We start from the raw sequence: 23,208 nt of genomic DNA, 5'->3' as shown, positions 1-23,208 counted from the left end.
TCAGGCACTCCAGCCGGTTTCATCCCAGGGGAGGCGAACGGTGGCGCTCGCGGTCGCCGCGATGCCTTCCTCGCGGCCGGTGAAGCCGAGCCGCTCGCTGGTGGTGGCCTTGACCGCCACGCGCGAGATGTGGACGCCGGAGATCTCCGCGATCTTCGCCCGCATGGTGTCGCGCAGCGGGCCGATCTTCGGCCGCTCGCAGATCAGCGTCACCTCGAGATTGGCGATCCGCCCGCCGCGCGCGGTGACGCGCTCGACGGCATATTTCAGGAACTGGTCTGACGAGGCGCCTTTCCACTTGGCGTCGCTCGGCGGGAAGTGCGAGCCGATGTCGCCGTCGGCCAGCGCGCCGAGGATGGCGTCGACCAGCGCATGCAGCCCGACATCGCCGTCGGAATGGGCCAAGAATCCCTTTGTGTGCGGCACGCGCACGCCGCAGATCATGACATGGTCGCCGTCGCCAAAGGCGTGCACGTCGTAACCGGTGCCGGTCCTGACGTCGCCGAGCTGGCTTGCGAGCCGCGCTTCCTCGCGCACGAAATCTTCGGGTGTGGTGAGTTTCATGTTGGCAGCATCGCCTTCAAACGTCGCAACGGTCAATCCCGCCCATTCGGCAAGCGCGGCATCGTCGGTGAAATCGCTGCGGCCCTCGCGCGCGGCGCGACGATGCGCCTCCAATATTACGTCGAAACGAAATGCCTGCGGCGTCTGCGCGATCCGCAAGCGGGCGCGCTCGGGCGTCGCCTCGACATCGCCGGTATCGCCGGTGACCTTGATCGTATCGGTGACCGGAATCACGGGGATCGCAGCGCCGGTCCGGCCGGCCGCGGCGATCGCGCGGGAGATCACTGCCGACGTGACGAAGGGGCGCGCGGCATCGTGGATCAGCACGATGTCGGGCTTCGCGCTGGCGAGCGCCTCGAGCCCGGCATGAACCGAGGCCTGCCGGGTCGCGCCGCCCGGCGTCGGCGGTTGATGGCGGAGGCCCGCGACCGCTTCGTCGAACAGTGCGGCATCGTCGGGATTGACCACCGGCTGCACCGCAAACACGTCGGGGTGCCCGGAGAACGCCTCCATGGCGCGGTAGATCACCGTCTGTCCGCCGATCGTCCGGTACTGCTTGGGTTCGCCTGCGCCGGCGCGCAGTCCACGGCCGGCTGCGACAAGGATGGCTGCGGTACGCTCAGGCTTCGGCATGTTGAACCAGTGACAAACAAATCGGGGTGAGGGGAGCGGCGGGGACCGCCGCGCACAGCCCTTAGCATGACCGCTGCGCAAAAACAGAGCGTTTGCCGATGACTGTGGGAAAAGCAGATTTTGTTGCAGTGCACTTGTACAGGTGGTAGGAATGTCTAAACCGTAGGCATGAGCCTTGACTGCACAAGAATTGTGCGCAGAATAGACGACGTCAGCTGCAATGGCGTAGCTGACAGAACGACGAGACGGCTGTGACCGGCGTGCAAAGTACTCCTCGTAACCCATTGAAGATAGGCGATATTGCTGTCGCCAACCGGGTTCTCCTCGCGCCCATGTCAGGCATCACCGACGCGCCCTTCCGGCGACTCGCCGCTAGTTTGGGCGCCGGACTGGTGGTCTCCGAGATGACCGCCAGCGACGATCTGGTGAACGGTAAGCCGATGTCGAAGCTGCGTTGTGAGGCAGCCGGGATCGGGCCGCATGTGGTCCAGCTTGCCGGCTGCCAGACCCACTGGATGGCGGAAGGCGCGCGGATCGCCGAGGGCGCCGGCGCCGACATCATCGATATCAACATGGGCTGCCCGGCGCGCCACGTGACCGGCGGCCAGTCCGGCTCGGCCTTGATGCGCGACCTCGACCACGCGGTGACGCTGATCGAGGCGACGCTGGCGGCGGTCAAGGTGCCGGTGACGCTGAAGATGCGGCTCGGCTGGGACGATCGCTCGCTCAATGCGCCCGAACTGGCGCGCCGCGCCGAGGCATCCGGCGTGCAGATGATCACCGTCCATGGCCGCACCCGCTGCCAGTTCTACAAGGGCGAGGCCAACTGGAACGCGGTGCGCGCGGTCAAGGATGCCGTCACGATCCCGGTCGTGGTCAACGGGGACATCACCTCGTTCGACAAGGCGCTCGACGCGCTGGAGATGTCCGGCGCCGACGCCGTCATGATCGGCCGCGGCGCGCAGGGCCAGCCTTGGCTGCCCGGCCAGATCGGCCGCCGGCTCGAGACCGGGGTCGCCGAGGCCGCGCCGTCGCTCGCCGAGCAGCTCAAGCATGTTCGCGCGCTCTATGACGAGGTCTGCAGCCACTATGGCCTGCGCATCGGGCTCAGGCATGCGCGCAAGCATCTCGGCTGGGCGCTGGAGACTGCGGCGGCCTATAGCTGCGCGCCGGCGGCAACATTGAAGACCTGGCGGCAGGCGATCCTGACTTCAGAGCAGCCGTCCAGCGTGCATCGCGCGCTCGAGGACGCCTACGACGATTTTGCCTGGAGTGCTGCCGCATGACGTCAGCCATGGAATTTCGCCGGCCCGTGCCCACCGACGGCGAGGCCATCCTCAACGCGCTGCCCAATCCGGTGCTGCTGGTCGCCCCCGACGGACGGATCGTCGATGCCAACATCGCCGCCGAATCCTTCTTCGAGATCTCGACGCAGTTCTTGCGCCGGCAGTCGCTGAAGGAGCTGGTGCCGTTCGGCAGCCCGCTGCTCGCGCTGATCGAGCAGGTGCGGGCGAGCGGCTCGCCGGTCAACGAATACAAGGTCGATCTCGGCACGCCGCGGATCGGCGGCGATCGTCAGGTCGACCTGCACGTCGCGCCGCTGACCGAGCGGCCCGGGCATATCGTGGTGATGCTGCAGGAGCGCACCATCGCCGACAAGATGGACCGCCAGCTCACCCATCGCAGCGCGGCGCGCTCGGTGATCGCGCTGGCCGCGATGCTCGCCCATGAGATCAAGAATCCGCTGTCGGGCATCCGCGGCGCGGCGCAGCTCCTCGAGCAGCAGGCTTCCTCAGAGGATAGGCTGCTGACGCGGCTGATCTGCGATGAGGCAGACCGCATCGTGACGCTGGTCGACCGCATGGAAGTGTTCGGCGACGACCGTCCGGTGGCGCGTGGCCCGGTCAATATCCATTCCGTGCTCGATCATGTGAAGCGGCTGGCGCAATCCGGCTTCGCCCGCAACGTCCGCTTCATCGAGGATTACGATCCGTCGCTGCCGCCGGTGCTGGCCAATCAGGACCAGCTGATCCAGGTGTTCCTCAACCTCGTGAAGAACGCGGCCGAAGCGGTCGCCGATCTCGGCACCGATGCGGAGATCCACCTCACGACGGCGTTCCGGCCCGGCGTGCGGCTGTCGGTGCCCGGCAAGAAATCGCGGGTCTCGCTGCCGCTCGAGTTCTGCGTCAAGGACAACGGTTCAGGCGTGCCGGAGGACCTGTTGCCGAACCTGTTCGATCCCTTCGTCACAACCAAGCAGACCGGCAGCGGGCTTGGCCTCGCGCTGGTCGCCAAGATCGTCGGCGATCACGGCGGCATCATCGAATGCGAGTCGCAGCCGCGCAAAACCACCTTCCGCGTGCTGATGCCGATGTACACCGCCGCCAAACAACACGACCAAAGCAACCGCGATGACGTTCCGGGTACGTCCTCGCCTGCCTCTCAGGATACACGATGAGGAACACCAATGCCTGCAGGTAGCATACTTGTCGCTGACGACGACACCGCCATCCGGACCGTCCTGAACCAGGCGCTGTCGCGCGCCGGCTATGAGGTGCGCCTGACCGGCAACGCCGCCACGCTGTGGCGCTGGGTCAGCCAGGGCGAGGGCGATCTCGTCATCACCGACGTGGTGATGCCCGACGAGAACGCGTTCGATCTGCTGCCGCGGATCAAGAAGATGCGGCCGAATTTGCCGGTCATCGTGATGAGCGCGCAGAACACCTTCATGACCGCGATCCGCGCCTCCGAGCGCGGCGCCTACGAATATCTGCCGAAGCCGTTCGACCTGAAGGAGCTGATCACCATCGTCGGCCGCGCGCTGGCCGAGCCGAAGGAGCGGGTCTCCAGTCCCGCCGATGACGGCGAGTTCGACTCGATCCCGCTGGTCGGCCGCTCGCCGGCGATGCAGGAGATCTACCGCGTGCTGGCGCGGCTGATGCAGACCGATCTCACCGTGATGATCTCGGGCGAGTCAGGCACCGGCAAGGAGCTGGTCGCCCGCGCGCTGCACGACTATGGCCGGCGCCGCAACGGCCCGTTCGTCGCGGTCAACATGGCGGCGATCCCGCGCGACCTGATCGAATCCGAATTGTTCGGCCATGAGCGCGGCGCGTTCACCGGCGCCAACACCCGCGCCTCCGGCCGCTTCGAGCAGGCCGAGGGCGGCACGCTGTTCCTCGACGAGATCGGCGACATGCCGATGGAGGCGCAGACCCGTTTGCTCCGCGTGCTGCAGCAGGGCGAATACACCACCGTCGGCGGCCGCACCCCGATCAAGACCGACGTGCGCATCGTCGCGGCGTCCAACAAGGATCTGCGCATCCTGATCCAGCAGGGCCTGTTCCGCGAAGACCTGTTCTTCCGCCTCAACGTGGTGCCGCTGCGGCTGCCGCCGCTGCGCGAGCGCATCGAGGATCTGCCCGATTTGATCCGGCACTTCTTCTCGCTTGCCGAGAAGGACGGCCTCCCGCCGAAGAAGCTCGACACCCAGGCGCTGGAGCGGCTGAAGCAGCACCGCTGGCCGGGCAACGTCCGCGAGCTGGAAAACCTCGCCCGGCGGCTCGCCGCGCTCTATCCGCAGGACGTCATCACCGCCTCTGTGATCGACGGCGAGTTGGCGCCGCCGGCCGTCACCTCCGGCAGCACCGCGACCGTCGGCGTCGACAATCTCGGCGGGGCCGTGGAGGCCTATCTGTCCTCGCACTTCTCCGGCTTCCCGAACGGCGTGCCGCCGCCGGGCCTCTACCACCGCATCCTCAAGGAGATCGAGATCCCGCTCCTGACCGCCGCGCTGGCGGCGACTCGCGGCAACCAGATCCGGGCCGCCGACCTGCTCGGATTGAACCGCAACACGCTGCGCAAGAAGATCCGCGACCTCGATATCCAGGTCTACCGGAGCGGCGGCTAGGACCGACGGGGCGGGGCGCAAGCCCGGCTTCAAGCCTCGCTACCGTTATTGAGTAGTCACAAATGGTTTTGAGGGACACGGCGCCGCACCGCGGTTTGCGCCGCGGAAATGTCGCAATTCGGCAACATTGTGATATGATTGCATCAGTTCGCAATTCCCGCGGGCGATCGCTTTCAGCTCAATTGCCGGTATGACCAGCGCAGACACCACCGCTTCAACGTTACACGCGTCCCCGGCTGAGCCCAATGTAGAGGCGCGGGGCTTCCCGCTGCGGCGCTGGCTGGCACCGTTCGCCGTGGCGATCGCGCTGTTGTCCGGCTTCCTCACCTTCGTGGTGCTGACCGGCCTGACCCCGATCGAGCCGACCTCCGAGGTCGTGCGCTCCTTCCTGATGATCAATGCCGCCACGATCCTGCTGCTGGTCGGCATCATCGTCCGGGAAGTCTGGCAGATGGTGCAGGCGAGGCGGCGGGGCCGGGCAGCGGCACGGCTGCATGTCCAGATCGTCGGCCTGTTCTCGGTGATTGCGGTGCTGCCCGCCGTGCTGGTGTCGATCGTCGCCAACGTCACCATCGAGCGTGGCCTCGACCGGCTGTTCTCTGGCCCCACCAAGCAGGTGATCCAGAACTCGCTGACGATTGCCAGCGCCTACATGCAGGAGCATGCGCAGCTCATCAACGGCGACACGCTGGCGATGGCCAACGATCTCGCCCATGCGCGGCCGCTCTACGACCAGGATCGCATGACGTTCCTGCAGCTGATGACGGCCGGCGCCGAGTCCCGCAACCTGCCGGTCGCGGTGCTGATGGACAAGGACGGCAAGATCGTCGCCAGCGCCGAAACCGGCGTTCGCCTGAACTACGAGGCGCCGCCGCCGGACATCCTCAAGGACATCAACGAGACCGAGCCGAAGATCTCGGTCTTCCCCGAAAACTACGTCGCTTCCGTGGTCCGCCTGCGGGCCTATGACGACATGTTCCTGTACGTGGCGCGTCTGCTCGATCCGGCCGTCGTCGCCCAGCTCAAGCAGACCCAGACCAGCGCCGCCGAATATGCCCAGCTCGAGACCCGAAGGCTTGGCATCCAGGTGGCGTTCGCGCTGATGTTCGCGGTGATCGCGCTGACCATCCTGATGGCCTCGGTGCTGATTGGCCTCAACTTCGCCAACGGGCTGGTGTCGCCGATCCGCCAGCTGATGGGTGCGGCGAGCGAGGTCTCGACCGGCAACCTCAATGTCCAGGTGCCGGTCCACAAGTCGGCAAGCGACCTCGCGCTGCTCGGCGAAATCTTCAACAAGATGACCCAGGAGCTGCGCACCCAGCGCAACGAGCTGGTCGATGCCAGCGAGACCATCGACAGCCGACGCCGCTTCATCGAAGCGGTGCTGTCGTCGGCCAGCGCCGGGATCATCGGGGTCGACGCCTCAGGCACTATCGGCGTCCTTAATCGGTCGGCGGAGAAGCTGATCGGGCATGCCGAGTCGGAGACGCTCGGCCATCCGCTCTCGGACGTGCTGCCCGAGCTCGACGAGATGATGAAGACGGCGCGCGAAGGCACTCAGCGCCTGGTGCAGGGGCAGGTCACGATCCTGCGCGACGGCAATGAGCGCAACCTGTCGGTTCGCGTCTCGGCCGAGCAGACCAGCCAGTCGCGCGACAGCTACATCATCACGCTCGACGACATCACCGAATTGGTGTCGGCGCAGCGCACCTCGGCCTGGGGCGACGTCGCCCGCCGCATCGCCCACGAGATCAAGAACCCGCTGACCCCGATCCAGCTCTCCGCCGAGCGGATCCGCCGCAAGTTCGGCAAGACCATCACTGAGGAGAAGGACAAGTCGATCTTCGAGCAGTGCACCGATACCATCGTGCGCCAGGTCGACGACATCAGGCGCATGGTCGACGAGTTCTCGCGCTTTGCGCGGATGCCCAAGCCCGTGATCGAGGGCGAGGACGTCGCCGACGTGGTCAAGCAGGCGGTGTTCCTGATGAAGGTCGCGCATCCCGATCTCGACATCGAGGCCGAAATCAAGCAGTCGCCGCTGCCGGCACAGTTCGACCGCAGGCTGATCTCACAGGCGCTTACCAACATCATCAAGAACGCGACCGAGGCGATCGAGCAGGTCCCGCGCGAGGAGCTCGGCAAGGGCCGCATCGACGTCGTCGCGCAGCGCGAGGGCGACGACATCCTGATCGATGTCGTCGACAACGGCATCGGCCTGCCCAAGGTCGCCCGTGCGCGCCTGCTCGAGCCCTATGTCACGACGCGGGCGAAGGGCACCGGGCTTGGACTGGCGATCGTCGGCCGCGTTCTGGAGGACCATGGCGGCCGGATCGAGCTCAAGGACGCGTCCGATTTCCGCGAGGGCCAGCGCGGTGCCTGGATGCGGCTGCGCTTTTCGGTCACGGGCCAGGCGGCCAAGCCGGAGAACAAGCCCGAGAGCAAGGAACAAAAGCCGGACGTGAAATCATCCGACCCCGACAGTGAAAAAAATCCGCCGCAAGAGCCGACCAACGGCCCGGCACAGGCGACCAACAATGAACCAAAAATCCAAGAGCCGATCCAAGAACCCGATCAGCAAGAACCAAATAACCAAGAGCCAAATGCGCAAGAGCCAAGAAGCCAACAGCCAAGAATCAAAGCCGCGACGGGCGACTGACAACGCAGGTGTAACCCATGGCAAGTGACATTCTGATTGTCGACGACGAAGCAGACATTCGCGACCTCGTTGCGGGTATCCTGGACGATGAGGGGTTTTCCACGCGCACCGCGCGCGACAGCGATTCGGCGCTTGCCGAGATCGCCAACCGCCGCCCGAACCTGGTCTTCCTCGACATCTGGCTGCAGGGCTCGAAGCTCGACGGCCTGCAACTGCTCGAGCAGATCAAGAAGGACAACGCCGATCTGCCGGTCGTGATGATCTCCGGCCACGGCAACATCGAAACCGCCGTCGCCGCGATCAAGCGCGGCGCCTATGACTTCATCGAGAAGCCGTTCAAGTCGGACCGGCTGATCCTGGTCGCGACGCGGGCGCTGGAGACCTCGCGGCTCAAGCGTGAGGTGAAGGAGCTCAAGCAACTGGCGCCCGCGGCGAGCGTCCTGACCGGCCGCTCGGCCTGCATGAATCAGCTGCGCCAGACCATCGACCGCGCCGCCAAAGCCAACAGCCGCATCCTGATCGTCGGTCCTTCCGGCGCCGGCAAGGAGCTTGCCGCGCGCATGCTGCACCATGCGTCAGGGCGCGCCGAGGGGCCGTTCGTGGTGATCAATGCGGCCGCGATCACGCCGGAACGCATGGAGATCGAGCTGTTCGGCATCGAGGGATCGAACGGCGAGCAGCAGCGCAAGGCCGGCGCGCTCGAGGAGGCGCATGGCGGCACGCTGTTCATCGACGAGATCGCGGATATGCCGCGCGAGACCCAGAACAAGATTCTGCGCGTGCTGGTCGATCAGACCTTCCAGCGCCAGGGTGGCACCGGCAAGGTCCATGTCGACGTCCGCATCATCTCCTCGACCGCGCGCAACCTCGAGGAGGAGATCGCGGCGGGCCGCTTCCGCGAGGATCTCTATCATCGGCTCTCGGTGGTGCCGATCCGGGTGCCGCCGCTGTCGGAGCGCCGCGAGGACATCCCCGAGCTGATCGACTATTTCATGGACCAGATCTCGGCGGCCACCGGCCTGCCGAAGCGGCAGATCGGACAGGACGCGATGGCCGTGCTGCAGTCGCATGTCTGGCCGGGCAACGTCCGCCAGCTCCGCAACAACGTCGAGCGCGTGATGATCCTGGCCGGCGGCGGCCCGGAGGCGATCATCACTGCCGATATGTTGCCGCAGGACGTCGGCTCGATGGTGCCGGCGATGCCGACCTCCAACAATGGCGAGCACATCATGGGCCTGCCGCTGCGCGAGGCGCGCGAAGTGTTCGAGCGCGATTATCTGATCGCCCAGATCAGCCGCTTCTCCGGCAACATCTCGCGCACCGCGGAGTTCGTCGGGATGGAACGCTCGGCGCTGCATCGCAAGCTGAAGGCGCTCGGGGTCGGCTGACCCCGAAACGCCTGACCCATTACGCCTTGGGCCGGCACTCGCCGCTAGCCTGGCGCGAAGCCTCGGCGGTCATCCGCCGGGGAGGCAGGGCTAGGCTCGGGTCCGGGCGGGCCGCGGAGCGAGGCAAGGGCGAGGCAGGTACAACCGGGGGATTTATCCACTCCCTGCGAGAATATTCGTCTCTTTCTCTGCGCTTTCTTAGAATTGCCACCGTGTTCCTACCGACTGCTGCGCGAACCGGCTTGCCTAAAAACCGCGCGTGGCCTCTAATCCTACTGCTACGCCTGCCAGAGGGGGATCTCAGGGCAGGCGGGCAGCCGGAGGAGGCTCCGTCAGAGAGCCGCAACCGGTTCAATAAAAAGAAGCACAAGCTTGCGGGACAAAAACAATGGCGGCAGACCGCGCACAAAATCTACAAGACACCTTCCTTAATCACGTTCGTAAAACAAAGACGCCACTGACGATATTTCTGGTCAACGGGGTGAAGCTGCAGGGCATTGTCACATGGTTCGACAATTTCTGCTTGCTGCTGCGGCGCGACGGTCACTCGCAGCTTGTCTACAAGCACGCGATCTCGACCATCATGCCCGGCGCTCCGATTCAGCTGTTCGAAGGTGGTGAGGACGCACCGGCTTGAGAGTGAACTGATTGGAACCCTTCAATCCTGAAGGGGGCGCCGGCCGGTCCAGGCCCGGGTCGGCGGGGGACTTGAGCACCGGGCGGGTGATCGTCATCGGCCCCTACCTGCGCATGCGCCGTGGCGACGGCGATGCGCAAACGGATTTGTCTGTCCGCGACTACGAAGCGCGAATCGAGGAAGCCGCCGGCCTCGCCGGTGCGATCGACCTCACCGTGGTTGAATCCGTCGTCGCGCCGATCAGCCAGATCCGGCCCGCGACCTATCTCGGCAAGGGCAAGGTCGAGGAGATCAACGGCCTCGTCGCCGGCGACAAGGTCGAGCTCGTGGTGATGGATTGCGCACTGTCGCCGATCCAGCAGCGCAATCTCGAGAAGGCCTGGAGCACCAAGGTGCTCGACCGCACCGGCCTGATCCTGGAAATCTTCGGCCGCCGCGCCAAGACCAAGGAAGGTGCGCTGCAGGTCGAGCTCGCCCATCTCAATTACCAGCGCAGCCGCCTGGTGCGGTCGTGGACGCATCTCGAGCGGCAGCGCGGCGGCTTCGGCTTCATGGGCGGCCCCGGCGAGACCCAGATCGAGGCCGACCGCCGCTTGATTGGCGACCGCATCACGCGGCTTGAGAACGAGCTGAAGAAGGTACAGGCGACACGCCGACTGCATCGCGCCGGACGCCAGCGCGTGCCGTACCGCGTCGTCGCGCTGGTCGGCTACACCAATGCCGGCAAATCGACCCTGTTCAATCGCCTGACGCGCGCCGACGTGCAGGCCGCCGACATGCTGTTTGCGACGCTCGACCCGACCTTGCGCGCGCTCAACCTGCCGCATGGCGGCAAGGCGATGCTGTCGGACACGGTCGGCTTCATCTCCAATCTGCCGACCCAGCTCGTGGCTGCGTTCCGCGCCACGCTGGAGGAGGTGCTGGAAGCCGACATCATCCTGCACGTCCGCGACATCTCCCACGAGGATGCGGAGGAGCAGGAGCGCGACGTCGAGGCGGTGCTGCACCAGCTCGGCATCGATCCTGACGCCGACGGCGGCCAGCGCATCATCGAGGTTTGGAACAAGATCGATCGGTTCGATCCGGAGGAACGGGACAATCTGCGCAACATCGCCGCGCGCCGGCCGCCGGAGCGGCCGTGCTTCCTGGTCTCGGCCGTCACAGGCGAGGGGATCGAGGAGCTCCTGACTGCGATCGAGGATCGCCTCGCGGCCAAGCGCATCACGCTCAATCTTTCGATCGATGCCTCCGACGGCGCCGGCATCAGCTGGCTGCATCGCAATGCCGAGGTCCTGAACAAGGAACTCAATGGCGAGCGCTTCGACATGACGGTGCGGGTCGACGAGACCAAGCGCGACATCGTCATGTCACGATTCGATGCTCTTCCGCACGGGACGTAACGTCCCGGACATCCGTGGCGGCAAGGGGGATCGAAGTGGGATCGATGTTCAATCGTCGAGCATTTCTCGGCGGCGGTCTGGCGAGCGCTGCGGTCGCGGGCATTTCAACGCGTGGGGCCGCCGACAACGCTGCTTTCGTCGATGCCCCTGCGCTCCGGCCGGTCCTCGCGCGTCCGGATCGCATGTTTCGCGTCACGGTGTGCCTGCGTCCGTTCCGCGCTGCCGGTCCGCGCATCGAGGCGGAATGGATCGACAGCAAATATGTCGTGCACAATTACGGCCACGGCGGCAGCGGCTGGTCGCTGTCCTGGGGCGCCGCGCAGGAGGCCGTGCCGCTCGCTTTGCAATTGAGTGCGCGCAACATCGCCGTCCTCGGCGCCGGCGCGATCGGTCTGACGACGGCGATCACCGCCCAGCGGATGGGCGCGACCGTCACGATCTACGCCAAGGAGCGCTTCCCGCAGGTGCGCTCGGCGCGTGCGACCGGGGACTGGTCGCCGGATTCGCGGATCGCGATGGAAGCAGACGTCGCGCCGGACTTTGCCGACCGCTGGGAGCGGATGGCGCGCACGACCTTTGCCACCCATCAAAGCTATCTCGGCCTTGCCGGCAATCCGATCGAATGGACCGATCGCTATTTGCTTTCCGACGATGCGCCGGACGCCGACGGCCGTCCGCACAGACGTCAGCATGCCGCCGGCGACGGCCAGAAGAAATTCCTCGAATTGCGCGGCCGGATCAGGTCGCTGACGCCGCGATGGGACTTGCTGGCCGCCGGATCAAATCCGTTTCCCGCGCCTTACGCCTGGAAGAGCGCCTCGCTCACCTACAACGTCACGGATCTCTACCGTCAACTCGAGGCGGAGTTTCAGCGCGCCGGCGGGCTGTTCGTGCCGATCGAGCTGTACGCGCCGTCCGATCTTTCGAAGATCCGCGATACCGTCATTGTCAACTGCACCGGCTACGGCGCCCGCGCGTTGTTTCGGGACGAGAGCATCGTTCCGGTGCGCGGCCAGATCGCCTGGCTCATTCCGCAGCCGGATGTCAATTACGGCGTCTTCTACCGTAGCCTCAGCGTCCTCGGCCGACGCGACGGCATCGTCGTCCAGCCGCTCGGCGAAAGCGACTATTTCGGCTTCAACGACGACAACGAGACGCCGGATCTCGCCGCCGCGCGCCAGGCAGTGGAAGACGCAGCGAAACTGTTCAGCCGGGCCTGAGCAGCCCTCCGGCACGGCACCTCGCAATCTCCCGAAATGTGACGACGCCGTGACGCGGCCTCACTCGACCGCGCCTGCGACGTGCCGCCGCACTTTCTGTTTGAAATCTGCGCCGCCTTGGTTCATTGCGCTGCTGGACGCAAAGCCGAGGCCGATCGATGCAGGACACCAGCGACACCATTACCCACGACACGCTCGCCGGCCCGAACGGGGATCTTGCCCATGTGCGGGCGCCCGAGATCGTCGATGCGCTCAATGCCCGGGAGCCGGCGGATGCGGCGAAGCTGCTGCAATCGCTGCCGGCGGAGAAGGCGATCGAGGTGCTCGACCTGCCCGGGCTCGACAACACCTGCGAGATCCTGGCCGAACTGCCCAAGGACACCGCGGTGTCGCTGCTATCAGGCGTCTCCGACGACCGCGCCGCCGACATCTTCAAGGAACTGGTCGAGCCGCTGCGCACCACGCTGCTGAACGGCCTCAATCCGGATACACGTAACGTCATCTCCGGGCTGCTGGCCTATCCCGAGCGCAGCGCCGGCAGCATCATGACGACCGAATTCGTCAGCGTGCCCTCGAACTGGACCATCGCCGAGGTCCTGCATCACATCCGGATGGTCGAGCGCACCCGCGAGACCGTCTACTCGATTTTCGTGACCGACCCGGTCAAGAAGACCCTGATCCAGGCCGTACCGCTGCGCCGCCTGATCTCGGCCGACCCGCACGCCAATGTGCTGACCGCGGCACCGGCGCGGAAGCCGCTGATGATCGCGCCTGAGGCTGACCGCATGGAGGCGGCGCGGCTGATCTCGCGCTACGATCTGCTTGCGGTCGCCGTCGTCGACGGACCCGGCCATATTCTCGGCATCGTCACGGTCGACGACGTCATCGACGCCATCGTCGAGGAATCGACCGAGGACGCCCAGAAGTTCGGCGGCATGGAAGCAATCGACGAGCCTTATCTGCGGATCGGCTTCCTTGAAATGATCAAGAAGCGCGGCGGCTGGCTGTGCGCGCTGTTCCTTTCGGAAATGCTGACCGCGACTGCGATGCAGTCGTACCAGAGCGAACTCGAGAAGGCGATCGTCCTGACGCTGTTCATCCCGTTGATCATGAGCTCCGGCGGCAATTCCGGCTCGCAGGCCACCTCGCTCCTGATCCGCTCGCTGGCGCTGCACGAGGTGCGGCTGCGCGACTGGTGGCGCGTCGCCTTGCGCGAGTTGCCGACCGGTATCGTGCTCGGCTCCATCCTCGGCGTGATCGGCATTATCAGGATCACGCTCTGGCAGACGCTTGGCCTGTTCGACTACGGTCCGCATTGGATGCTGGTGGCGATCACCGTCGGCGCCGCGCTGGTCGGCATCGTCACCTTTGGCTCGCTGGCGGGATCGATGCTGCCGTTCATCCTCAAGCGCATCGGCTTCGATCCGGCGAGCGCGTCCGCGCCGTTCGTCGCGACGCTGGTCGACGTCACCGGCCTCGTGATCTATTTCGGAGTAGCGGCGGTCATCCTGCACGGCACGCTGCTGTAGGCCGTGTCAGGTGGCAAATAGCCGGCTCGCGGCAAAATCGATGAACGCCCGCAGCCGCGTCGAACCGTATCTGCCTGAAGGCCACAGCAGCCAGAACGCGGCTTCGATCGTCTCCTGCGGCAGCACGATCTGCAGCTGACCGGCTTCGACCGCGTCGCGCATCAGGAAATCGGGCGCCCAGGCGAGTCCCAGGCCTGCAACCGCTGCCGCACGGACCGCTTCGATGTTCGAGCAGATCACGTGAGGCGTTGCTTCCTCGATCGCGGCCTGTGCGCCGCTGGCCAGTTGCCACGCCTGCAGCACGTCGGTGTCGGGATGGCGGAAGCGGATCAGGCGATGCGCCGACAGCGCCGCCTGATCGGCCGGTTCGCCGCATTCGGCGAGATAAGACGGCGCGACGTAGACCGAGAGCCGGAACGGCGGCAGCCTGCGCGACATCAGGCCGGAATCAGGCTGCACGCCGCTGCGGATCGCAAGATCAAAACCCTCCGTCACCAGATCCCTGATGCGGTCGTCGAAATCCAGATCGAGCCGGATCTTCGGATGCGCTTGCGCGAAGGCCGCCAGATGCGGCGCGAGGAAGCGATAGCCGGCGGCAGGCAGGCTGATGCGCAGCAGGCCTTGCGGTTCGCCCGCCGATGCCGACAGCAGTTCGGTGGTCTCGCGCCAATCGTCCTGCAGCCGTCGTGCGCGGCCGAGCAGTAATTCGCCTTCGGGCGTCAGGCTGACGCGCCGCGTCGTCCGCGTGAACAGGCGCACGCCGAGTTGGGCCTCCAGCGTGGCGATCGCCTTTCCGGTCGCTGATGGTGACAGGCCGAGCTTTCTCGCGGCGGCCGCAAAGCTCAGCGTTTCGGCGACGGTGACGAAGGTGACGAGTGACGGCGGGTCTTCCATGGCGGCAGATTAGCGAATTCCGGTCGCCGATGTCGCGAGTTTCCGCCCGATGATCGGCGGCCGCCGACTTTCTATCCTCGGTTCAGTTGAACTCACCGAGGCGCGAACGATGGCACAAGACATCCACACGGATCATGCGAGCTACCAATTGAGCGGGTTTGTCGACGGCGTATGGCATCCGGAGGACCTGGTCGAACTCCCGGGAACGTCCTGGGTCATCGTCAGCTGCATGCAATCTGCGGACCATGGCGGCGGCCTGTTCAAGGTCGATACGGCGCGGCCGTCACACGCGACGGAGCTGCGTTGGGCACCTGCCGCGCAGCGGGCGCGGCTCGGACCTGAAGTCTTCGACCCGCACGGAATCGCGGCGCGGCGTCTCGCCGATGAGACGTTCGAGCTGCTGGTGGTCGATCACGGCGGCGGCGAGGCCATCGACCGCCTGGTGCTCGAGCTCGGCGAGGAGGGGCCTTTCGTTGCAACCGGCGAGCGCCTGGTGCAGCCGCCGCGGACGTCGGCGAATGCAGTGGCGCATCTGCCGGATGGCGGCTTCGTCATGACCAGCATGTTCGATCCGACCGACGGCGAGTTCGTGTCGCGGTTTGCGCGCGGCGAGCCGACCGGGCAGGTGTGGCGCTGGTCGCCGGCCAATGGCTGGAGCCGGTTCGGCGATCAGGCGATGTCCGGCGCCAACGGCATCGCGGTGTCGCGCGATGGTTTCGTCATCACCTGCGAATGGGCTGCGCGTCGCGTCTGGCAGCTCGATCAGGACGGTCGCGCGATCGCGAGCGCCGAGATGGATTTCCTGCCCGACAATTTGCGCTGGACTGCGGACGGGCGGCTGCTACTCGCGGGACAATCCACGCGGCCGGAGGTTCTATTCGGCTGCGAAGCGCGCGGCGATCGCTGCCCGCTGGCGTTCAAGGTCGTCCGGCTCGATCCGGTCAGCCTCGCGATCGAATCTCTGATCGCGGTGGACGAGGCCGGCGCGGTGGCCAAGGGCTTTGGCGGCGCGACGGGAGCGATGGAGGTCGGCGAGCAGATCTGGGTCGGCAGCTTCACCGGACAGCGGATCGGAATCTTCAGTCCATGGTCAGCGTGAGCGCTCGCCGGCTGTGCCCGCCGGCGGTCGCTGCGCCACATCCACAAACTCACTGTCGTCCCGGCGAAGGCCGGGACCCATCACCACCGAAGCTCGTTGTTGAGCGCAGTCGCAGTTCCGCGTTTGCGTGGGATTGGCAGTCTCGATGAACCGTTAGATCACGCGGTATGGGTCCCGGCCTTCGCCGGGACGACGGCGCTCTTCGCTTCGTTCCACAGCGCGTCCATCTCTTCCAGCGTCGCGCCGTCGAGCGAGCGGCCCTGCGCGGCCAGCGCCTGCTCGATATAGGCAAACCGCCGCTCGAACTTGGCGTTGGTTGCGCGCAGCGCGGTTTCCGGATCGGCGTCGACGTGGCGGGCGAGGTTGACCAGCGCGAACATCAGGTCGCCCGTTTCCTCGGCGATCTCGGCCTTGTCGTTGCGGTCGAGCGCCGCCTCGATCTCGTCGGCCTCCTCGCGGATCTTGGCGAGTACGGCGCGCGGGTCGTTCCAGTCGAAGCCGACGGTAGACGCCTTGCGCTGCAGCTCCATCGCCCGCGTCAGGGCAGGGAGGCCGGCCTTCACGCTGGTCAGCAGGGATGTGTGCGCGGTCTCTTCCGGCGGCCGCCGAGCCGCGCGCTCGGCCTTCTCCTCGGCCTTGATGCGCTCCCAGGCGCTCTTGACGCCGGCGGGCTGGATATTGCCGTCCTTGTCGGCAAAGACATGCGGATGACGGCGGATCATCTTCCTCGTGATCGCCTCGACCACGTCTCCGAACGCAAAGGCGTTCTGCTCTTCGGCCATCCTTGCGTGATAGACCACCTGGAGCAGCAGGTCGCCGAGCTCCTCGCGTAGATCGTCGAGATCGCCGCGCGCGATCGCGTCGGCGACCTCATAGGCCTCTTCGATCGTGTAAGGCGCGATGGTCTCGAAATTCTGCACGAGGTCCCATGGGCAGCCGGTCACCGGCGTGCGCAGTGCAGCCATGATCTCGATCAGGCGGGAAATGTCGCGGGAGGGGGTCATGGGACACCGGCATCAGGGAGGTCCTGGCTTTATGCCAAAACACCCCTCCCGATCCCAGCAAAACACGCCGGAATCGCGACGCCGTCCACGGATTGGCCGCGGCGCCGTCAGGTGCTAAATCGCGTTCCATGACCGATCAGAACAATTCCGACACCGCGCTGGTGCTGTTTTCCGGCGGCCAGGATTCCACCACCTGTCTGGCCTGGGCGTTGGACCGCTTCGCGCGCGTCGAAATGCTCGGTTTCACCTACGGCCAGCGCCATGCGATCGAGCTCGATTGCCGTGACCGCCTGCTGGCCGGCATCAGGGCGCTGCGGCCGGATTGGGCAGCAAAGCTCGGCGACAGCCACACACTGGCGATCCCGACGCTGTCGGAGATATCAGACACCGCGCTGACCCGCGACGTCGCGATCGAAATGGGCGCGGACGGACTGCCGAACACCTTCGTGCCCGGCCGCAACCTTGTGTTCCTCACCTTCGCGGGCGCACTGGCCTATCGGCGCGGCATCCGCCACATCATCGGCGGCATGTGCGAGACTGACTATTCCGGCTATCCGGATTGCCGCGACGAGACCATCAAGGCGCTGCAATCCGCGCTCAGCCTCGGCATGGCGAGGGACTTCGAGCTGCACACGCCGCTGATGTGGCTCGACAAGGCGGCGACCTGGCGGCTTGCGCACGCGCTCGGCGGGGCAGGGCTGGTCGATCTGATCCGCGAGCACTCGCACACCTGCTATCTCGGCGAACGCGGCGCGCAGCACGATTGGGGCTATGGCTGCGGCGAGTGCCCGGCCTGCAGCCTGCGGGCCAAGGGCTGGCGGGAATATGTCGCGCAGGGCGGCCCGTAACCGTGGGCAGATAGCACTCCGCAGGGGCGCACTGCCAAAATATTGAAAACAACCCCATGCAAAGGAGTCGGCTGCTGCCGGCGTTCGACACGGCAACTTGACACGTCGGGCAACTCAGCGGTATTCTTCTATTATTCCGAAATTGTGTAAGGCGCCAAGACGACGGTGTGTGAGGCGCCCACACTGTCATCGCCCGGCTTGACCGGGCGATCTAGTACGCCGCGGCTTCTCCGCTCAAACACTGGCGTCTCTGGAATACTGGATCACCCGCTTTCGCGGGTGATGACACCGAACAAGCTGTTGAGCGAGCGTCGATGTGAAGAGCGCGCCGCTACCCGAAATCCTTAGCCGTCAGCACGATCGGCTGGCCGTGCGGGGTGCGGTCGGCGGCGTGGTCCCAGGCGTCGCGGTAGCGGTGCAGGGTCTCCGCTGTCGTGACGCCCTTGGCGGCCACGAGGTGTTCGAGCGTCGCTAGCCAATGCTGGTAGTAGGTCTCGCCGGTGTCGGGATCGCCGGCCGCCTGCGCGCGCTTGATTTGATCGGCCAGCGCCGCGGCCCATTCGGGCCAGGTGAACACGCCGCGGTCATGCAGCGTCAACGCCATGGCGAAGGCCTGCGCCTCCCACGGCGCGCGGAACACCGGGCCATCCTGATCGCGGGGAATGCTGGACACGACGCTGGTCGCGCGCGCGGCGGCGCCGGTATCCATCAGACCGCCTCCAGATACGGCTCGAACGCGTCGATCGAAACCTTGATGGTCGGATCGGAGTCCGGTCCCCACAATTCGCGTCCATCGAACACGACGGTGTACAGCCATTGCGGATGCTCGCCGGCATCGTTGGCCACCGTATCGGGAAACACGTGACAGCCGTGATCGCGCTCGACCACCCCGACATGCCCGCGCACGTAGCGCGGCAGCCGCGTGTGCGTGGCGGGATGGATGTTCTTCGCCCGCACCCGATCGCCGGCCTTGAATTTCGCCGGCGCCGGTGCGGTGCGGCCGAACTTGCCGCGCACCATGATGCGCTCGACGTCGGCCATCGAGAACTTGCCGTGCTTGAGCGATTTTGCCGGCGCGACGGAATGTCCGGCGGCGACGTCGTCGTTGGAGATATAGCCCTTGTCGAGCAGCAGGGCTTCCAGCCCGAGCAGCCATTTCCTGTAGTAGGAGCTCGACAGATAGACCTGCGGGGGCAGGGTCTCGCGATAGAAGCGCGATGCATCGATGTTGAAGGCGCCGGCGGCGCCCATCGCGCGGACCATGGCTAGCACCCGCGATTCCCATTCCTGATGGAACATCGGCTCGTTCGGTTCGGGCTCGACCTTGCCGAACCCGTCCATGCCGCCCATGTCGTGGACGCCGTTCACGACGGTGCTCCCGGGGTTTTCGGGAAGCCGGTACCGATCATGGAATCGCGCGTCACGAGATCGGCGAGCTGTTCCTCGCTCCAGCCCTCGGTGCCTGCGGGCCGCATCGGCAGCACCAGGAAGCGCGTTTCGGCTGTACTGTCCCAGACCCGGATTTCCGTCTCCTTCGGCAGGCTGACGCCGAAATCGGCGAGCACGCCGCGCGGATCCTTGACCGCGCGCGAGCGGTACGGCGAGGCCTTGTACCAAACCGGCGGCAGCCCGAGCATTTCCCAAGGGTAACACGAGCACAAAGTGCAGACGACCATGTTGTGACGGCCGGGCGTGTTCTCGATCGCAACCAGATGGTCGCCGACCCGGCTGACATGGCCGAGGGTGCCGACCGCCTTGCTGGCGTCCTCGAGCAGCGCCTTCTTGAAGGCGGGATCGGTCCAGGCCTTGGCCACGACCTTGGCGCCGTTATGCGGGCCGATCTTCGTCTCATAGGCCTGCACGATGGCGTCGAGCGCGGCAGCCTCGACGTAGCCCTTTTCGGTCAGGATCGATTCCAGCGCGCGCACGCGCAGCTCGGTCTCCGACAGTTCGGAATTGTCGTGATCGTGGTGGTGATGATCATGTTCGCTCATGCCTACAGAATAGGCGAAATCGCCGTGCTATGTCGAGGCAAGCAGTACACAACAATGCGAGCTGGGAGGTATGCGTGGTTGACGATGTGACGATCGAGAAGGGCCTCGGACCAGAGGGCCGCATCGCCGTGGTGCGGTTCGACCGCGGCGACGGTATCAACGCGCTGTCGCCGGAGGCGCTGCGGCAATTGACCGATGCGGCGCGCAGTTTCGAGGACGATGGCGAAACCTCGGTGGTGGTGCTCACCGGCGGCGCCAAATCGTTCAGCGCCGGCTTCGACCTCAAGGATGCCGAAGGGCGCTCGCGCCAGACCATGGATATGGGCACGCTGCGCCGTCACCTGAAGCTCGGGCCGCGGCTGACGCGCGCCTGGCAGGAGATGGAACAGATCACGATCGGCGCGATCGAGGGCTTTTGCGTCGGCGGCGGCGTGGCGCTCGCGGTCGCGCTGGATTTCCGCGTCATGGCGCGCGATGCGCATCTTCGCGTGCCGGAGATCGCGCTCGGCATGAACATGAGCTGACAGAGCGTGCCGCGCATGCTGCATCTGATGGGGCCAGCGCGCACCAAGCAGGCCGTGATCCTGGCCGACGACCGGATCTCCGCCGAGGAGGCCTACGAATGGGGCTTGGTGGAGCAGGTGACTGATCCGGGCAAATCGTATGATGCTGCGATGGCGCTCGCGGCCAAGGTCGCCGCCCAGCCGCCGATTTCGGTGGCGATGACCAAGCTGACGGTCAACCGCCTGGCGCATGCGCTCGACGATCTCGCCGGCCACATGGATCTCGACCAGTTCGCGCTGGCGAGCCTGACCGACGACCACAAGGAAGGCGTCGCGGCCTTCCTCGGACGGCGCAAGCCGCGCTTCAGGGGACGCTGACCAGTACGCCTAGCGTTTGGTAATGCGGTCGTGGGCGGCGAGGTCGGCCTCCCAACCGAACACCGAGCGGCCGTCAAGGGCCGGCGAACGCGCGCGCTCGTTGGCGACGAAGGCATCGAAGGACGGGCCGGTTGCGGTCAGCTCCAGCCTGCGGGCCTGGTCATCCAGCCGCTTCAGCGCCTGCAACTCCTCGTCGCGGCCGAGCTTGGCCTGCCGTACCGCCGATTTCAGCACGCCGATGGTCTCGTCATAGACCTTGATCGGCACCGGAAACGGATGACGGTCCTTGCCGCCATGCGCGAGCGAGAAACGCGCCGGATCGCGGAAGCGATACGGCGTCCCGTGGACGACCTCGGCGACCATGGCGAGCGACTCCACGGTGCGGGCACCGACGCCGGGCGTCAGCAGCAGTTCGGGGAAATCCAGCGGCCCGCGCTCCGCGGCGGCGGCGAGGGTGCCATGCAGGCGGCGGATGAAGACATCGCTCGACCGCACGTCGTGATGCGCGGGCATAATCAGGTGCAACAGATCGCCCTGCGCCTCCACCTGCTCGGTCAGTTCGGCATATTCATGCGCGATGCCGTCAGGACCGAGCGCGGCGAGCAGATCGAGCTGGGCCTGGCGCGAGGCGTCGGCGCGGTGATCGGTGAGATTGACGATCTCGCCCTGCGCTGGACCATCGATCGCGCTGTGCGGCTCGTCGACGAAGCTGCGCAGCCCCTCGGAATGCCAGTGGTAGCGTCGCGCCTGTCGCTTGTGATCGTTCATGCCTTGCTGGACCACGGTCCATTTGCCTTCCGCGGTGACGAAGAAGCCATGCAGGTAGAGCTCGAAACCGTCCTGGACCGCGGCACTGTCGACCTTGGCGACCAGACGGCTGGCGCGGGTGAGGGCGACGCCGTCAACGCCGGTCCGGTCGCCCAGCGCCGACAATTCGTCCGGCGTGCGCCGCGAATGCTTGCCGCGACCACCGCAGACGTAGATGCCGAGCTCGTCCTGCAGCGGCGCCAGCCCGCGCTTGAGCGCGCCGATGACGCTCGTGGTGATACCCGACGAATGCCAGTCCATGCCCATGACGGCACCGAACGACTGGAACCAGAACGGATGCGAGAGCCGCTGCAGGAACGCGTCGCGGCCGTAATGATGGACCACGGCCTGCGTGATGATCGCACCCAGCGTCGCCATGCGCTCCGCCAGCCACGGCGGCACGCGTCCACCATGGAGCGGAAGATCGGCGCTGCCGGTACGTCGAACCATTGGTCTCCAAGTCTCGAACTGTTGTCGTGGAGTCGGGGGCAGACTATCAGGCAAAGCCTTCGGGGGGGGAATCCCCGCACAAGACCGACACACAGAACGGAATTCCTTAGCTTTTTCTTGAAAGTTTCCCTTCACAAAAAAGCGCGAAATCCTCCATAGGAGTGTCGTAACGGGGTGGTTCCCCGACATAGGATTGTCGCGCCTTCTGGAAACGCTCGGAAAACCCGAAATCATGATCATGGACCGTGGAATTGCCGACGCGATAGGCAAGGGCGATCTGTCTGGGCCTCGTTCGCCGCGTCTCAACCGCCGGGCGTTTCTGTTCGGCTCCGCTGCCGGTCTTGCCGCACTGGGCCTGGCCGGTTGTGCCTCGGACTACATGAGCCTGGCCGAGGCTGAGAAAGTCTACGGGCCCGTGCCCGACGAGAAATTCCCGATCCCAGGGGTCGATGTTAGCAAGGTCAAACCGCAATATTTTCGCAAGACAGTGCGCTACGACAGCGACGAGGCGCCCGGTACGATCATCATCGATCCCAGCAAGTACTATGTTTACCGCATCGAAGGTGAGGGCAACGCGACGCGCTATGGCGCCAATGTCGGCCGCGATGGATTCCGGTGGAGTGGGGAGGCTTATGTCGGGCGCAAAGCCGAATGGCCTACCTGGACGCCACCCAAGGAGATGATCGCGCGCCAGCCGGAGGCGGGCAAATATGCTCGCGGCATGCCGGGAGGTCTCGATAATCCACTCGGTGCCCGCGTGCTCTACCTCTATCAAAACGGGGCGTACACGCTTTACACGATCTATAGCACCAGTGACCCCGAAACGATCGGGAACGGCATTACGAGCGGCTGCACCGGCCTCCTCAGTCAGGACATGATCGACCTCTATTCGCGAACGCCGCTCAAAACGAAAGTGATCGTGCTGCCGGCCTAGGCAACGGCAGGCCGAGGATGCGCTCGCATCGGAGCAGGCGGCCGTCGCAGGGCAACGCAATCACGCACGATGCGGACAAGAAAACCTGACGCGCTTTCCGGATCGAAGGCGCGCGTATCCGGCCAGCGCGATCCGGCTGTTCGCGCAGATGCTTGGCGAAAGCCTTCCGCAGGTCTTTCGATTGCGCCGCCTTCGCCATCTTCGGCAGCGTCTTCACCTGCGGCCATGACCGACACCGGCGCGTCGCGGATGGTCAGCAGGACATACTGGGAGCGACCTTAGAGATCGCAGAGCCGATGATGGCTGCGCCCGAGCGCGACGGATGAAATGCGAACCGTATAGGGGGAGCCACGGCTG

Annotated in this window: 20 protein-coding genes and 1 pseudogene; 14 read left to right on the top strand and 7 right to left on the bottom strand. The window is 65.7% G+C overall.

What is annotated here, in order from left to right; translation table 11 throughout:
• Complete coding sequence (locus ACE103_RS21780; RefSeq protein ID WP_375774836.1) at positions 1–1,197, bottom strand: bifunctional 2-C-methyl-D-erythritol 4-phosphate cytidylyltransferase/2-C-methyl-D-erythritol 2,4-cyclodiphosphate synthase; 1,197 nt, start codon at positions 1,195–1,197, stop codon at positions 1–3.
• Between the two features lie 284 nt (positions 1,198–1,481).
• On the opposite strand from ACE103_RS21780, the gene dusB reads away from it, so the two are divergent.
• From dusB to mgtE, 9 genes are all read left to right on the top strand, one after another.
• On the top strand, positions 1,482–2,483 hold the full coding sequence (dusB, locus tag ACE103_RS21775; protein WP_223966446.1) for a tRNA dihydrouridine synthase DusB: 1,002 nt from the start codon (positions 1,482–1,484) through the stop codon (positions 2,481–2,483).
• The gene (locus ACE103_RS21770) at positions 2,480–3,655 is read left to right on the top strand and encodes a nitrogen regulation protein NR(II) (protein ID WP_223966447.1); all 1,176 of its coding nucleotides are present in this window, start codon (positions 2,480–2,482) and stop codon (positions 3,653–3,655) included. The genes dusB and ACE103_RS21770 overlap by 4 nt, the downstream gene beginning before the upstream one ends.
• 9 nt (positions 3,656–3,664) lie before the next feature.
• Positions 3,665–5,107, top strand: a complete 1,443-nt coding sequence (gene ntrC / locus ACE103_RS21765) for a nitrogen regulation protein NR(I) (protein ID WP_029084144.1) — start codon at positions 3,665–3,667, stop codon at positions 5,105–5,107.
• Positions 5,108–5,297: 190 nt separating this feature from the next.
• The gene (locus ACE103_RS21760; protein ID WP_375774835.1) at positions 5,298–7,766 is read left to right on the top strand and encodes an ATP-binding protein; all 2,469 of its coding nucleotides are present in this window, start codon (positions 5,298–5,300) and stop codon (positions 7,764–7,766) included.
• A 17-nt stretch (positions 7,767–7,783) separates the two neighbouring features.
• Entirely contained in the window at positions 7,784–9,154 is a 1,371-nt protein-coding gene (locus ACE103_RS21755; protein WP_223966450.1) for a sigma-54 dependent transcriptional regulator, read from the top strand.
• Between the two features lie 388 nt (positions 9,155–9,542).
• Positions 9,543–9,791 carry an RNA chaperone Hfq gene (gene hfq / locus ACE103_RS21750; protein WP_006020546.1) on the top strand — a complete coding sequence of 83 codons (249 nt, stop codon included), beginning with the start codon at positions 9,543–9,545 and terminating at the stop codon, positions 9,789–9,791.
• Positions 9,792–9,802: 11 nt separating this feature from the next.
• Positions 9,803–11,191, top strand: coding sequence for a GTPase HflX (gene hflX / locus ACE103_RS21745; protein ID WP_375774834.1), 1,389 nt, complete (start codon positions 9,803–9,805; stop codon positions 11,189–11,191).
• Between the two features lie 44 nt (positions 11,192–11,235).
• Positions 11,236–12,411, top strand: coding sequence for an FAD-dependent oxidoreductase (locus ACE103_RS21740; RefSeq protein ID WP_375774833.1), 1,176 nt, complete (start codon positions 11,236–11,238; stop codon positions 12,409–12,411).
• Between the two features lie 158 nt (positions 12,412–12,569).
• On the top strand, positions 12,570–13,940 hold the full coding sequence (gene mgtE / locus ACE103_RS21735) for a magnesium transporter (protein ID WP_375774832.1): 1,371 nt from the start codon (positions 12,570–12,572) through the stop codon (positions 13,938–13,940).
• Between the two features lie 6 nt (positions 13,941–13,946).
• Here mgtE and ACE103_RS21730 read toward each other — a convergent pair whose 3' ends face one another.
• Entirely contained in the window at positions 13,947–14,834 is an 888-nt protein-coding gene (locus ACE103_RS21730; protein ID WP_375774831.1) for a LysR family transcriptional regulator, read from the bottom strand.
• 109 nt (positions 14,835–14,943) lie between these two features.
• Here ACE103_RS21730 and ACE103_RS21725 point away from each other — a divergent pair, with 109 nt between their 5' ends.
• On the top strand, positions 14,944–15,933 hold the full coding sequence (locus tag ACE103_RS21725; protein WP_375774830.1) for a hypothetical protein: 990 nt from the start codon (positions 14,944–14,946) through the stop codon (positions 15,931–15,933).
• 158 nt (positions 15,934–16,091) lie between these two features.
• Here the strand turns inward: ACE103_RS21725 and mazG are convergent, their stop codons facing one another.
• Positions 16,092–16,937, bottom strand: coding sequence for a nucleoside triphosphate pyrophosphohydrolase (mazG, locus tag ACE103_RS21720; protein ID WP_375774829.1), 846 nt, complete (start codon positions 16,935–16,937; stop codon positions 16,092–16,094).
• Between the two features lie 128 nt (positions 16,938–17,065).
• Between mazG and queC the strand changes: the two genes are divergently transcribed.
• Positions 17,066–17,785: a 7-cyano-7-deazaguanine synthase QueC gene (queC, locus tag ACE103_RS21715; RefSeq protein WP_375774828.1), complete on the top strand. Its 720-nt coding sequence runs from the start codon at positions 17,066–17,068 to the stop codon at positions 17,783–17,785.
• Positions 17,786–18,116: 331 nt separating this feature from the next.
• Here queC and ACE103_RS21710 read toward each other — a convergent pair whose 3' ends face one another.
• From ACE103_RS21710 to nthA, 3 genes are read right to left on the bottom strand one after another with little or no spacing between them, the layout of a single operon-like run.
• The gene (locus tag ACE103_RS21710) at positions 18,117–18,494 is read right to left on the bottom strand and encodes a nitrile hydratase accessory protein (protein WP_375774827.1); all 378 of its coding nucleotides are present in this window, start codon (positions 18,492–18,494) and stop codon (positions 18,117–18,119) included.
• Complete coding sequence (gene nthB / locus ACE103_RS21705) at positions 18,494–19,153, bottom strand: nitrile hydratase subunit beta (protein WP_375774826.1); 660 nt, start codon at positions 19,151–19,153, stop codon at positions 18,494–18,496. Before nthB ends, ACE103_RS21710 begins: the two co-directional genes overlap by 1 nt.
• Positions 19,150–19,779: a nitrile hydratase subunit alpha gene (gene nthA, locus ACE103_RS21700; RefSeq protein ID WP_375774825.1), complete on the bottom strand. Its 630-nt coding sequence runs from the start codon at positions 19,777–19,779 to the stop codon at positions 19,150–19,152. Before nthA ends, nthB begins: the two co-directional genes overlap by 4 nt.
• A gap of 74 nt (positions 19,780–19,853) precedes the next feature.
• On the opposite strand from nthA, the pseudogene ACE103_RS21695 reads away from it, so the two are divergent.
• Positions 19,854–20,660, top strand: a pseudogene (locus tag ACE103_RS21695) (enoyl-CoA hydratase/isomerase family protein).
• A 9-nt stretch (positions 20,661–20,669) separates the two neighbouring features.
• Here the strand turns inward: ACE103_RS21695 and ACE103_RS21690 are convergent.
• A complete protein-coding gene (locus tag ACE103_RS21690; RefSeq protein ID WP_375774824.1) occupies positions 20,670–21,917 on the bottom strand; it encodes a DUF763 domain-containing protein in 1,248 nt (415 codons plus the stop codon).
• Between the two features lie 232 nt (positions 21,918–22,149).
• On the opposite strand from ACE103_RS21690, the gene ACE103_RS21685 reads away from it, so the two are divergent.
• Together ACE103_RS21685 and ACE103_RS21680 are read left to right on the top strand one after the other, a co-directional pair.
• Positions 22,150–22,851, top strand: a complete 702-nt coding sequence (locus ACE103_RS21685) for a L,D-transpeptidase (RefSeq protein ID WP_223966511.1) — start codon at positions 22,150–22,152, stop codon at positions 22,849–22,851.
• A 152-nt stretch (positions 22,852–23,003) separates the two neighbouring features.
• Positions 23,004–23,177: a hypothetical protein gene (locus tag ACE103_RS21680; RefSeq protein WP_223966514.1), complete on the top strand. Its 174-nt coding sequence runs from the start codon at positions 23,004–23,006 to the stop codon at positions 23,175–23,177.
• The last annotated feature ends 31 nt before the right edge of the window (positions 23,178–23,208 follow it).

It is taken from the genome of Bradyrhizobium sp. ma5 (assembly GCF_042258955.1).
Lineage (GTDB): Bacteria > Pseudomonadota > Alphaproteobacteria > Rhizobiales > Xanthobacteraceae > Bradyrhizobium.
Note: the sequence above shows the minus strand (reverse complement) of the source record. Positions and strands in the feature narration are given on the sequence as shown.

Coding starts and splice junctions, on each gene's coding strand:
- ACE103_RS21690 (WP_375774824.1), bottom strand. CDS start 21,917: ATGGTTCGACGTACCGGCAGCGCCGATCTTCCGCTCCATGGTGGACGC.
- ACE103_RS21710 (WP_375774827.1), bottom strand. CDS start 18,494: ATGGATACCGGCGCCGCCGCGCGCGCGACCAGCGTCGTGTCCAGCATT.
- hfq (WP_006020546.1), top strand. CDS start 9,543: ATGGCGGCAGACCGCGCACAAAATCTACAAGACACCTTCCTTAATCAC.
- mazG (WP_375774829.1), bottom strand. CDS start 16,937: ATGACCCCCTCCCGCGACATTTCCCGCCTGATCGAGATCATGGCTGCA.
- ACE103_RS21725 (WP_375774830.1), top strand. CDS start 14,944: ATGGCACAAGACATCCACACGGATCATGCGAGCTACCAATTGAGCGGG.
- ACE103_RS21770 (WP_223966447.1), top strand. CDS start 2,480: ATGACGTCAGCCATGGAATTTCGCCGGCCCGTGCCCACCGACGGCGAG.
- nthA (WP_375774825.1), bottom strand. CDS start 19,779: ATGAGCGAACATGATCATCACCACCACGATCACGACAATTCCGAACTG.
- ACE103_RS21760 (WP_375774835.1), top strand. CDS start 5,298: ATGACCAGCGCAGACACCACCGCTTCAACGTTACACGCGTCCCCGGCT.
- ntrC (WP_029084144.1), top strand. CDS start 3,665: ATGCCTGCAGGTAGCATACTTGTCGCTGACGACGACACCGCCATCCGG.
- ACE103_RS21730 (WP_375774831.1), bottom strand. CDS start 14,834: ATGGAAGACCCGCCGTCACTCGTCACCTTCGTCACCGTCGCCGAAACG.
- ACE103_RS21685 (WP_223966511.1), top strand. CDS start 22,150: ATGATCATGGACCGTGGAATTGCCGACGCGATAGGCAAGGGCGATCTG.
- ACE103_RS21740 (WP_375774833.1), top strand. CDS start 11,236: ATGTTCAATCGTCGAGCATTTCTCGGCGGCGGTCTGGCGAGCGCTGCG.
- queC (WP_375774828.1), top strand. CDS start 17,066: ATGACCGATCAGAACAATTCCGACACCGCGCTGGTGCTGTTTTCCGGC.
- mgtE (WP_375774832.1), top strand. CDS start 12,570: ATGCAGGACACCAGCGACACCATTACCCACGACACGCTCGCCGGCCCG.
- ACE103_RS21755 (WP_223966450.1), top strand. CDS start 7,784: ATGGCAAGTGACATTCTGATTGTCGACGACGAAGCAGACATTCGCGAC.
- ACE103_RS21780 (WP_375774836.1), bottom strand. CDS start 1,197: ATGCCGAAGCCTGAGCGTACCGCAGCCATCCTTGTCGCAGCCGGCCGT.